The 12030-nt window shown below is 62.6% G+C and carries 9 protein-coding genes; 2 read left to right on the top strand and 7 right to left on the bottom strand.

All coding sequences use genetic code 11. The features are described 5' to 3' along the window. Positions 1–98: 98 nt before the first annotated feature. The 7 genes from WNY61_RS17415 to WNY61_RS17445 form a co-directional block, all read right to left on the bottom strand. Positions 99–1112: a pyridoxal-phosphate dependent enzyme gene (locus WNY61_RS17415; protein ID WP_342852713.1), complete on the bottom strand. Its 1014-nt coding sequence runs from the start codon at positions 1110–1112 to the stop codon at positions 99–101. Beyond that, the gene (gene rmuC / locus WNY61_RS17420; protein WP_342852714.1) at positions 1113–2357 is read right to left on the bottom strand and encodes a DNA recombination protein RmuC; all 1245 of its coding nucleotides are present in this window, start codon (positions 2355–2357) and stop codon (positions 1113–1115) included. Further along, complete coding sequence (gene mutL, locus WNY61_RS17425) at positions 2354–4225, bottom strand: DNA mismatch repair endonuclease MutL (RefSeq protein WP_342852715.1); 1872 nt, start codon at positions 4223–4225, stop codon at positions 2354–2356. The genes rmuC and mutL overlap by 4 nt, the downstream gene beginning before the upstream one ends. A 298-nt stretch (positions 4226–4523) precedes the next feature. Beyond that, positions 4524–5453 carry a metal ABC transporter permease gene (locus WNY61_RS17430; RefSeq protein ID WP_342852716.1) on the bottom strand — a complete coding sequence of 310 codons (930 nt, stop codon included), beginning with the start codon at positions 5451–5453 and terminating at the stop codon, positions 4524–4526. Then, a complete protein-coding gene (locus tag WNY61_RS17435) occupies positions 5450–6655 on the bottom strand; it encodes a metal ABC transporter permease (RefSeq protein ID WP_342852717.1) in 1206 nt (401 codons plus the stop codon). The genes WNY61_RS17430 and WNY61_RS17435 overlap by 4 nt, the downstream gene beginning before the upstream one ends. Then, on the bottom strand, positions 6652–7446 hold the full coding sequence (locus tag WNY61_RS17440) for a metal ABC transporter ATP-binding protein (protein ID WP_342852718.1): 795 nt from the start codon (positions 7444–7446) through the stop codon (positions 6652–6654). The genes WNY61_RS17435 and WNY61_RS17440 overlap by 4 nt, the downstream gene beginning before the upstream one ends. A 3-nt stretch (positions 7447–7449) precedes the next feature. Beyond that, positions 7450–8439 (bottom strand): zinc ABC transporter substrate-binding protein, encoded by a 990-nt coding sequence (locus tag WNY61_RS17445; RefSeq protein ID WP_342852719.1) that lies wholly within the window; start codon positions 8437–8439, stop codon positions 7450–7452. Between the two features lie 175 nt (positions 8440–8614). Between WNY61_RS17445 and deoC the strand changes: the two genes are divergently transcribed. Further along, a complete protein-coding gene (deoC, locus tag WNY61_RS17450; protein ID WP_342852720.1) occupies positions 8615–9628 on the top strand; it encodes a deoxyribose-phosphate aldolase in 1014 nt (337 codons plus the stop codon). A 44-nt stretch (positions 9629–9672) separates the two neighbouring features. After that, complete coding sequence (locus WNY61_RS17455) at positions 9673–12018, top strand: aldehyde dehydrogenase family protein (protein WP_342852721.1); 2346 nt, start codon at positions 9673–9675, stop codon at positions 12016–12018. Positions 12019–12030 lie beyond the last annotated feature (12 nt).

The following is a 12030-nucleotide window of genomic DNA, read 5'->3' on the forward strand; positions in this document are numbered from 1 at the left end:
CAAACACGGATAAAGGGGAGTTAAAGTTGCAGTGCCCGGTACATTTTCTTGGGTGTTTTCACAGCACCGAAGGGCCGCCACTGTCTGGCAACGGGCCGCTATGAGAGCAGGCTTTCGAGCGCTGCCTGCCCGCGGGCCAGTTGGCCCAGATAACTTTCGGTGTCGATGTTAGCGCCACAAACGATCACCCCAACACGGCGCCCGGCCAAGTGACCTCTCAACGGCCCAAGTGCCCCGGCCATCGCAGCCCCTGCAGCAGGTTCTACCGCGAGTTTCGCAGCCTGTTGCAGCACCACCATACCTGCACAGATTTCGTCATCGCTGACCGTCACAACATCGTCGACATAGACAGCACACAGTGCGTGCCCGAAGGGCAGCGCCATCGGTGGGCCAAGGCTATCGGCAATGGTATTGACCTTGGGGATGGTCACCGGCTCTCCAGCAGCAAGGCTTTGTGACATGCTGTCAGCGCCCACAGGCTCTACGCCGTAAACCCGACAGGCCGGATTGATCGCCTTGACCGCCGCAGCCACGCCACTGATCAGCCCGCCGCCGCCGACCGAGACGACAACCGCGTCCAGATCAGCCACCTGCGCCATAAGTTCCAGCCCCACCCCAGAGGTGCCAAGTGAGGTATGCAGCCCCTCGAAAGGGTGGATGAAAAAGCGCCCCTCATCGCGGACCAACCGCTCCGCCTCGGCAAAGGTCTCTGCCCCCGGGGGTTTCATAATCACCTCAGCCCCGGTGGCGCGGGCAAGTTCGACGCGAAACGGGTTGGCGTTGTCTTGCATCACCACCTTGGCGCTGATGCCCAGCTTGGCCGCGGCCCAGCCTGCGGCAATGGCATGGTTGCCGGCACTTGCCGCCGTGATACCCCGCCCGCGCGTGTCATCATCAAGCTGGCGCGCCACCGACAGCGCCCCGCGCGCCTTGAAGGTGCCGGTATGCTGAAAACACTCCAGTTTGAGCGCGATATGCGCCCCATCAAGCACGTCGCTGACCCTTGAGGAAAACAACGGCACCACCGGCGTTTGAAGGATATCACCCCGCAGGGCCGCCGCCCGCGTTTGCATCGCCTCCAGCGTGACGCCAGTAATATCAGCTTGATTCATTTAGCCGTTCCCTTCGGGTTTCCTTAAGGGAACAATAGCCTCGGATTTCTCTTCTGCCAGTTCTTCAAAGTCGAAATTATGCAATCGGCCCGCACGTTTGGCGGCTTTTTCGCTGCTGACCTTGATCTCTTCCACATCGCGGCGCGCTTGGCTGAAGTGCCGGTCAAGGTTGCCCACACGCATCGCCAGCCGTTCGACATCCTTGTTCAGATTGCCCAACTCGCGACGGATCGCGCCCGCCTGTTCGCGCATCCGCGCGTCTTTCAAAATGGCGCGCATGGTGTTGAGCGTGGCCATGCAGGTGGTCGGGCTGACGATCCAGACACGCTTTTCAAACCCTTCGCGCACCAGTTCGGGGAAGTTCGCATGAAGCTCGGCATAGACGGCTTCAGACGGCAGGAACATCAACGCGCCCTCGGCGGTCTCGCCCTCCAGAATGTATTTGTCGGCAATCGCGTTCAGATGCACCCGCACGGCGGTTTTCATCTGCTGGGCGGCGGCGCGGGTTTCCAGATCGGTCTTGGCGCGGCGCAGCGCCTCATAGGCTTCCAGCGGGAATTTGCTGTCGATCACAATCGGCCCCGGTGGGTTGGGCAGATGGATCAGACAATCGGGCCGTTTGCCGTTGCTGAGCGTGGCTTGCAGCGAATAGCTGTCGCTCGGCAGGGCTTTGGAAACGATGTCGCGCAACTGAATTTCGCCGAATGAGCCGCGTGTTTGCTTGTTGCTCAGGATGTCCTGCAGCGACAGCACATCGCCCGAGAGTTTGGTGATATTGTCCTGCGCCTTGTCGATGGAAGCGAGCCGTTCTTGCAACTGTGTCAGGCTGGTCGTGGTGCGCTTTGACGAGCCGTGCAGCGTTTCGGTCATGCGCTGCTGCATCTCGGCCAGCGAGCGGGCCGAACGGGCGGCGTTGTCGGCCAGGCGGTCCTGCATCTGCTGCTGCACATGCGCCAGCCGCGCTTCCATGCTCTGCATCATCTGCGCTTGGGTGTTGGTCTGGGTGTCCGACACCATCTGCAACCCGCCGCGCAGCTGCTCTTGCCCCTGCCCCAACTGCTGCACATGACCCCCAAGGATGCGCATCTGCTGCGCCAACGGGGCCGCCACCCGGGCCGAGCGGCCAGCGGCGCGGACCGCCATGATAAGCAGGATGATGATGAGAAACAGCAGCCCCGCCCCCGCGAGCGCCGCAAGAGTCAGAGGATCAGACAGGTTCAAAGTCGCGCCGCCAAGCTCCATCAAGTGCGCCCGAACAGCCGTTCGATGTCAGCCAGTTTTAGCTCGACGTAGGTGGGCCGCCCGTGGTTGCACTGGCCGGAGTGCGGCGTCGCCTCCATCTCGCGCAGCAGGGCGTTCATCTCTTCGGCGCGCATCCAGCGGCCCGAGCGAATCGAGCCGTGACAGGCCACGCGGCTTAGGATCGCTTCGATTTTGGCCTGCACGATGTTGCTGTTGTCGCCGTCGGCCAATTCGTCCAGCACATCAAGGATCAGCGCGCGGGCGTTGACGGTGCCGAGGATCGCAGGCGTCTCGCGCACGGCGATGGCACTGCCGCCAAAGGCTTCGATGCCGAGGCCGAGTTTCGCGAGTTCGTCCGCCAGTTCCAGCAGCCGCGCGCAGTCATTTGTAGACAGTTCGACGATCTCAGGGATCAGCAGCGCTTGGGCCGCCACGCCGTTGGCTTCCATCTGGCGCTTCAATTTTTCATAAACCAGCCGCTCATGCGCGGCGTGTTGATCCACAATGACCATGCCATTGGCGGTCTGGGCGATGATGTAATTCTCATGCACCTGCCCCCGTGCGGTGCCGAGAGGGTAGTCCGGCGCAGGAGCCTCTGACGCCTCTTCGACAATCGGTGCGGCAGGCATCGGCGTGCCTTCCACCCGGCCCCAAACGCCTGCGGTCTCGGCAAAGCCGGGCGCTTGCGCCTCATAGGCCGCTTGGCGTGCGGCTGGGCTGGGACGGTCCATGCCGGCCCGGTCCATCTGATAAACCCGCGCGCCTTGTGGCTGTGGTTGCATCGCACCCAAGGTCGCCTGCGCCACGGTGGTTGAAGCACGGTGCCCCGCTTCGGCTAGCGCATGGCGCAGGGCCGAGACGATGAGCCCCCGCGCCAGACCGGGATCGCGGAAGCGAACTTCCGACTTGGCCGGGTGCACGTTCACATCCACCAAGGTCGGTGGGCATTCGACAAACAGCGCCGCCGCCGGGTGACGGTCGCGGCTAAGGAAATCGAAATAAGCACCACGCAGCGCGCCGGTGAGCAGTTTATCCCGCACCGGGCGGCCATTTACAAAAAGATATTGCGCCACCGCAGAGCCGCGCGAATAGGTTGGCAGTGCTGCAAAGCCCGTCAGGTGCAGCCCCTCGCGCATCGCATCAATGGGCAACGCATTTTCGGCAAACTCACGGCCCAAGACCTGCGCCAGACGGCCATGCAACGCTTCAAACAAATCCCCCTGCTCAGCCTCGGCGCGGAACACATCGCGGCCTTTGCCGTCGCCCGAGACATCGCGCAGCACGAAGCGCACGAAGGGTTCGGCCATGGCCAGCCGCTTGATAACATCGCCGATGGCCTGCGCTTCGGCCCGGTCAGTGCGCAGAAACTTAAGCCGCGCTGGCGTGGCAAAAAACAGATCGCGCAGGGTGACGATGGTGCCGCTGTTCAGCGCGGCGGGGCGCGCCTCGCCCATGCGGCCACCGTCGATAGTAATCTCGGCCCCCTCTAAACCCGCAGCCCGGCTGGTGATGGTCAGCCGCCCGACCGCGCCGAGCGACGGCAGCGCCTCGCCCCGAAAGCCGAAGGTGTGGATGTTCAGCAGGTCTGACCCGTCGATCTTGGAGGTAGCATGTCGCGACAAAGCCAGCGCAAGGTCATCCGGCGCAATGCCGCAGCCATCATCGGTCACACGGATCATCGTCTTGCCGCCGTCGGCGTATTCCACCGTTATCCGGCGCGCGCCGGCGTCGATGGCGTTTTCGACAAGTTCTTTCACGGCAGAGGCCGGACGTTCGACCACCTCGCCCGCGGCGATGCGGTTGATCGCGGATTCGTCCAGCTGCCGGATAACGGGGCGGTTTTCGCTTATATTGGGGTTCGTAGTGGCCATACCGCAAAACCTAGCTGGGCTACGCCGATTCTGCCAGATGCGAATGGGGCGTAGAAAACGCTTATCAGAGGGGTTTAGGGAAGTCAGCGGACCGCCGCCAATGCTGGGGCGATCCGCTTATGGGTCGTCTACTCGGCGCACTGGTGCTTTTGTTATTCCGGTCTTATCAGAGCGGCGGGCGACCCGGTTAAAAGTGATCTCCGGGGGGGGGAGCTTGCCTCCTGTATAGACGCAGGACGAATCACAGGTCAAAGCAAAAGCGAATCGGTCGCGTAAAAAACGAATCGTTGCGATTCGATTAAGCGGCGGGGGCGGCGGCGCCTCTTTGCCGATGTGGCCCCATAAGTGCAGCAAACCCAAGGATAACGCCCGAGACCGTGGCGATCATCCCCGCCGCCGAGACGGAATCCCGCATGCCGATCCAAAGTGGTCCGTATCCCGCCAAAACATAGCCCAGCACCGCAGCGAGCGTGGCAAAAAGCACAGACCACGCAATCTGATGCTCCAACCGGTTGGTCATCATCCGTGCGGCGGCGGGGGGACAAATGAACATGGCGATGACAATGATACTGCCCACCGCGTCGAACGCAGCCACAGCGGCAATCGCCGCGACGATGACCAGACCAAGGCCAAGTGGCCCGGTCTTCATGCCGATGGTGCGGGCGAACCCTTCGTCAAAGGTGCTGATTTTCAGCGGCCTCCAGAACAGCGCCGTGAAAAGCGCGGCGAACAGCAGCGTCACCGCCATGCGTGGCAATTCGACCGGGATGGTCGCAAGCGCTTCGGGGTCCACCAATGACCCCCAGCCGGTCGCGTCCAGCCAAATCAGGCTTTCAAGGTTGCCGTAAAGCGCATGCTCCACGTCGAGATGCACATTGCTGGTGTCCGATTGCTCAAGTAACAGCACCCCGCCCGCGAACATCGCGGTGAACACCACGCCCATCGCCGCACCGGATTCGATCTTGCCCAGGCGGCGGACGCCCTCAATAGCCATCACAGAAACCAGCGCCGCGCCCGCAGCCCCCAGCAGCATCGGCCAAGTGCTGACCACGCCGGTCACCAGAAACGCCACCACGATCCCCGGCAGCACCACATGGCTAATCGCATCGCCGATCAGCGCTTGGCGGCGCAGCACCAAAAAATTCCCCGGCAGGGCACAGGCCACGGCGACGAAAATGCCGATGAGCATCGGCACCAACGATAGGGGGACAAATTCAGAACCGTTCATGCCATCACCCCGCCGCGCATGTCGATGCGGCTGTCAATTTCGCGGATTTGGTCGGCGGTCAGCACCGTCTCAATCGGGGTCAGACCGTCATATTGCTGGGCAGCGGTCTCATAGGCCGGATCGCGGCGGATGAGCTGCCAGCGGGTTTCATCCCGCAGTGCCTTTGCGGCGCGGCCCCGGCCTGCTTTCGTGGCCACCCCATCGGGCAGCGCATAGCCTTCGGCGCGCAGCAGGCGCAGGGTCAGTTGTTCGTAGATCGGTTGCCCATGGGCGAGCGCCAGCAGCCCCTGCCGCAGATGCACCCGGCGCTGGTATCGGCGGTGCCGCAGCAAAGCCGAAAGCGCGCCCCGCCCCGGTGCCAACAGCAGCGACAGCGCGAAGAGCGCGAAACCCACCAACACGATGATCGGCCCCGTCGGCAGGTTCGGCTGCGCCGCCGACAGCGCCGCACCGACATAGGCCGCAATACCGCCAAGTGCGCCTGAGATCAGCACCACATGATCGGTCCGCTCGCTCCAAAACCGGGCGGTGACGGGCGGGATGATCAAGAGCGCAACAATCAGGATCAGCCCGACGATCTTGAGACCCACCACTGTCACCGCCAGCACCAGCCCCATCATCGCCAGATCCGTGCGCGGTACGTTCTGGCCGATGGCGGTGCCATATTCGGGATCGAACGAGGCGAGCGTGAGCGGGCGGCGCAAGAGCAGAACCAGCGCCAGCGTCAGCGCCGCTGCCACCGCGATAATCAGCGCATCGTTGCGTAGCATCCCGGCGGTAGAGCCCAAGAGGAAATCCTCGAGCCCCGCCTGCCGTCCAGCACTCATGGTCTGGATCACGGTCAGCAAGACGATGCCAAGCCCAAAGAAAACCGACAGCACAGATCCAATCGCCGCATCCTCGGCCAACCGCGTGCGGTTGCTAAGCCATGAGACCAAGAGCAGCCCTGCCGCCGCCGACGCCGCCGCGCCCAGCAGCAGGCCAATCAGGTTGCGCCCATCCCCACCGAGCGCGACCATCACCATGAAAGCAATCGCCACACCGGGCAGCGTTGCATGCGAAATCGCGTCGCTCACCAACGCCCGTTTGCGAAGGAAAAGAAAAGTGCCGCCAACGCCCGCTGCCATACCTAGCAGCGTGGCCCCCAGCGTCACCAGCGTGGCGTTATAGCCCAGTTGCAGCGTGAGCGCGTCCCAGGTCATGACAGCTGCAACGCATCCATCTGCGCGCCTGCTAAGCGACCGCCATAGGCATCTTGCAGGTGGTGGGCCTGGAACACATCCTCAACGCTGCCTTCGGCGACACGGTGGGTATTGATTAGGAAGACATTGTCGAAATACTCCGCCACGGTCGATAGATCATGGTGCACGGCCACAACCGTCTTACCTGCGTCTCGCAGAGATTTCAGCACAGCGATGATCGCCTTCTCGGTCGCTGCATCGACCCCGGCAAAGGGTTCATCCAACAGATAGAGGTCCGCCTCCTGCGCCAAGGCCCGCGCGAGAAAGACCCGCTGTTGCTGGCCGCCAGACAGTTGGCCGATCTGACGGGTGGCGAAATCCTCCATCCCGACGCGGGCCAGACAATCGGTGGCGCGGGCGCGGTGCACGGGGCGGATGCGGCCCAGCAGGCCCAGCTGTGGGTAAAGGCCCATCAGCACCACATCGATCACGCGGGTCGGGAAATCCCAATCCACGCTGGCACGCTGTGGCACATAGGCGATGCGGTGGCGCTGCTCTGTCACAGGTTTGCCATAGACGGTCGCAGTGCCAGCGAGTGGGTTAAGAATGCCCAAAGCAGCTTTGAGCAAAGTTGACTTGCCCGCGCCATTCGGGCCGATGATTGCCGTCATCTTGCCCGGCTCTACCGTCATATCGACCGAAAAGACCGCAGGCTTCTGCCCGTAGGAGACGGTCATCCCGCGCACGGCAAGCGGGCTGTCGGCGCGGGACGTGGGCGCGGTTTCGCGGCTGCTGGCGAGTTCAAGTGTCATAGATCAGCTTCCCTGTACCAGCTTGCCGTTCATCCCGCCCGCATCCACCGATGCGCCGAGCGCGCGGGCGATGGTGGTGACGTTATGATCGATCATACCGATATAAGTGCCCTCATAGCTGCCCGGTTCCCCCATGGCGTCGCTATAGAGCGAGCCGCCGATCACGACCTCATGACCGCGCGCCGCAGCTCCTTCGACCAGCGCACGCATGTTGCGGTCGGAAACCGACGTCTCAACAAAGACCGCGCCGATTTCGCGCTCAACCAACTCATCGACCAGCCCCGAGATACGGTTCAGCCCCGCCTCGCTATTGGTCGAGATGCCCTGAATGCCGATCACCTCAAACCCAAAGGCGCGTCCGAAATAGCTAAAGGCGTCGTGGGCCGTGACCAAGATGCGCTGATTTTCAGGCACCTGCGCTACGGTCTCGGCCGCATAGCTGACCAATTGCTCCAACTCCGCGCGATAGGTGGCCGCGTTCTGAGCAAAGGTCTCGGCCCCTGCGGGCAGGGCCTCGGTCAGGGCGCGGGCGACTTCATCAACCACGGCGACCCATGTTTTAGGGTCCATCCAGACGTGCGGATCATAGCGGCCCTCGTAATCTGGGTGGCTGAGCAGATCGTTCTTAGGCAGCGCGTCGGCCACAGCGACCACGGCGCGCTTGCGGCCCAGATCTTCGAAAAACCGCTCCATCTGCGCCTCAAGGTACAGACCATGCCAAAGCACCAGATCGGCCCGGGTCAGCGCCACGATGTCGCTGCGGGTCTGGCGGTAGCTGTGCGGATCGACCCCTGAGCCCATGAGCGAGCGGACCTCGACCAAGTCGCCCCCCACACGGCGGGCGGCGTCGGCGATCATACCTGTCGTCGCGACGATGTTGAGCTTTTGCGCCGCGAAGGCGACAGGGGCCGCCCCAAGAAGTGCAAAAGCACTCAGGCCGCCGATCAATGCGGTACGGCGGGACGGGCGAAAAGGGTCAGATACATGTTTCATGAGACATTAATGAGAACGATTCTCAATTAAGTCAACAGTTGCGAATGGTTCTCATTAACAATTGCAGCATTTCGCTTAGTATTGAGGCATTCCCCACGTGACGCGGGGTTAGCGTCGCTTGCCTTGCCCCCGGCCTCATGCCATTTTGCCTGCCTGACCAAACCGGAGAGACCCGATGGCCACCCAAACGACCCCGCAGGAAAGCGACACAGAAACCGGCACACCCGGGCATCTGCCGCAGGTGACCGAACAGCGTGTCGAGCCTATGCCGCTTGATATGGATTGGCTGCGCTCTGGGCAGGCGAACACCTCGGCGATCGAGCGCCGTGCCGCCGCCCTTCCCGCGCGCCGTTCGCTGAAAAAAGCGCATCAGGCCGCGTGGCTGCTGCGCGCCGTGACCTGTATCGACCTGACGACCCTGTCGGGTGACGACACCGCACGCCGAGTTGAGCGGCTTTGCGCTAAGGCGCGCCAACCGATCGCGCCCGACCTGCTTGATGCGCTTGGCATGGCACCGATCACCACCGGTGCGGTTTGTGTGTACCACGAGATGATCCCCGCCGCGCGGCGCGCGTTGGAAGGCACCAATATCCCGATTGCTGCCGTCTCCACCGGTTTCCCGGCGGGCCTGTCGCCGCTGGAACTGCGCATCCGCGAGATCGAGATGAGCGTCGAAGTAGGCGCTACCGAGATCGACATCGTGATCTCGCGCCGCCATGTGCTTTCGGGCAATTGGCAGGCGCTTTACGACGAAATGCGCGCTTTCCGTGAGGCCTGTGGCGAGGCCCATGTGAAAGCGATCCTTGCCACCGGCGAATTGGGTTCGCTGCGCAATGTGGCGCGTGCGTCGCTGGTCTGCATGATGGCCGGGGCCGATTTCATTAAGACGTCGACCGGCAAGGAGAGCGTTAATGCCACCCTGCCTGTCAGCCTCGTGATGATCCGGGCAATCCGTGAGTATTATGAGCGAACCGGGGTGCGGGTGGGCTACAAACCTGCGGGTGGCATTTCCAAAGCCAAGGATGCGATCACCTATCTGGCCTTGATGAAGGAAGAGCTGGGCGACCGTTGGTTGCAGCCTGACCTGTTCCGCTTTGGCGCGTCGTCTCTCTTGGGCGATATTGAGCGACAGTTGGAGCATCATGTGACCGGCAATTATTCGGCGGCTTACCGTCACGCGACCTCCTGAGCCTGTTGCAGGCTGCGGGACGGTATTTGGAAAAGGATGAAGGCATGAGCGTGTCCGAGATTTTTGAGAGCATGGAATACGGGCCAGCCCCGGAATCGGCGGCAGATGCGCTGGCGTGGATCGTGGATCAGGGCGGGCGTTTCGGCCATTTTATTGATGGTGCCTTTACCGCGCCGGGAGCAGGTTTCGACAGCAAGAACCCGGCGACGGGTGAGGTTTTGGCCAGCCTGACGCAGGCGACACAGGGCGATGTAGATAATGCGGTAAAAGCCGCGCGAAAGGCGCAGCCGAAGTGGGAGAAGCTGGGCGGTCACGGCCGGGCGCGGCATATCTATGCGCTGGCGCGGTTGTTGCAGAAACACGCGCGGCTCTTTGCGGTTTTGGAAGTGTTGGACAACGGCAAGCCGATCCGTGAGGCGCGTGATATCGACGTGCCCTTGGCGCAGCGGCATTTCTATTATCACGCGGGCATGGCGCAATTGGTGGAAAGCGAATTGCCCGATGCGCAGGCGCTTGGCGTGTGTGGGCAGATCATTCCGTGGAACTTCCCGCTGTTGATGTTGGCGTGGAAGATCGCGCCTGCGTTGGCGATGGGCAATACCGTGGTGTTGAAGCCTGCTGAGTATACATCGCTGACGGCGTTGTTGTTTGCCGATATCTGCCGTCAGGCCGGGTTGCCGAAGGGTGTGGTTAACATTGTCACCGGCGATGGGGCCGTGGGCGAGATGATTGTGTCCCATGAGGATATCGACAAGATCGCCTTTACCGGCTCCACCGCCGTGGGCCGCCGCATTCGTGAGGCGACGGCGGGTTCGGGCAAGGCGCTGACTTTGGAGTTGGGTGGCAAATCGCCCTATATCGTTTTCGACGACGCCGATCTCGACTCTGCGGTTGAAGGGCTGGTTGACGCGATCTGGTTCAATCAGGGGCAGGTCTGCTGTGCGGGCTCGCGCCTTTTGGTGCATGAGCCCGTGGCTGATCGGTTCTATGCCAAGCTGCGCACCCGGATGGAGAAGCTGCGCATCGGCGATCCGCTGGACAAGAGCATTGATGTGGGTGCGCTGGTGGACCCGGTGCAGTACAAGCGCGTGAGTGAGATGGTGGAGGCGAATACCGCAGGCGAGCGGTTTGTCACGCCGGGGCAGATGCCTGAGAATGGTTGTTTCTATCCGCCGACGCTGATCACCGGGCTGAACCCTGCCGATACGTTGATGCAGGAAGAGATTTTTGGGCCGGTGTTGGTCTCGACCACTTTCCGTACGCCTGGCGAGGCCGTGCAGCTTGCCAATAACACGCGCTACGGGCTGGCGGCGACGGTCTGGACCGAGAATGTGAACCTCGCACTCGACATTGCGCCGCAATTGGAAACCGGGATCGTTTGGGTCAACGGCACCAATATGATGGATGCCGCCGCTGGCTTCGGCGGCAAGCGCGAGAGTGGCTTTGGCCGTGAGGGCGGTTGGGAAGGTCTGGCGGGCTATACGAAGCCGAAGGTGTCCGGCAAACCATTGAAAGAGATCGAAGCATTCACCGGTGAGGGCGCGCCGGAGGATGGGATCGACCGCACCGCAAAGCTTTATATCGGGGGCAAGCAAGCGCGGCCCGATGGGGGATATTCCGCGCCGGTCTGGGGCAAGTCTGGCGGGCTGTTGGGCCATGTCAGCCTTGCCGGTCGCAAGGATGTCCGCAACGCGGTTGAGGCGGCGCATGCGGCGAAGGGGTGGTCGAAAACCACTGGCCATCTGCGGGCGCAGATCCTGTACTACATCGCCGAAAACCTCTCGGCGCGGGGCGATGAGTTTGCCGCGCGGCTGGATGCGATGCAGGGGACGAAGGCGGGTCGCAAAGAGGTTGATGCCGCCATTGACCGGCTCTTCACCTATGCCGCTTGGGCCGACAAATACGACGGTCAGGTGCACGGCGTGCCGATCCGGGGTGTGGCGTTGGCAATGAAGGAACCTGTGGGCGTGATCGGGGCGCTCTGCCCGGCTGAGGCACCGCTCTTGGGGTTGGTCGCTTGCATGGCGCCAGCGATTGCCATGGGCAACCGGGTGATCCTGTCGGCGAGTGAGCCCTTTCCGCTGGCGGCGACTGATTTCGTGCAGGTGCTTGAGACATCCGACGTGCCTGCCGGGGTGGTCAATATCGTGACCGGGCCGCAGGCCGATTTGGCCGAGCCGATGGCGCGGCATATGGATATTGATGCCGTCTGGTGCTTTGGCGCGGCGGAACTCTCGGCCGTGGTCGAAAAAGGGGCGGCGAGCAACATCAAGCGCACTTGGGTCAACCACGGCATGGCGCGCGATTGGTTCGGGGCCGAGGGCGCGGGGCGCGAATTCCTGCAAGCCGCGACCGAGGTTAAGAACATCTGGGTGCCCTACGGCGAATAAGCCCTGTCACCA

Source organism: Sulfitobacter sp. AS92, assembly GCF_038900015.1.
Classification (GTDB): Bacteria; Pseudomonadota; Alphaproteobacteria; order Rhodobacterales; family Rhodobacteraceae; genus Sulfitobacter.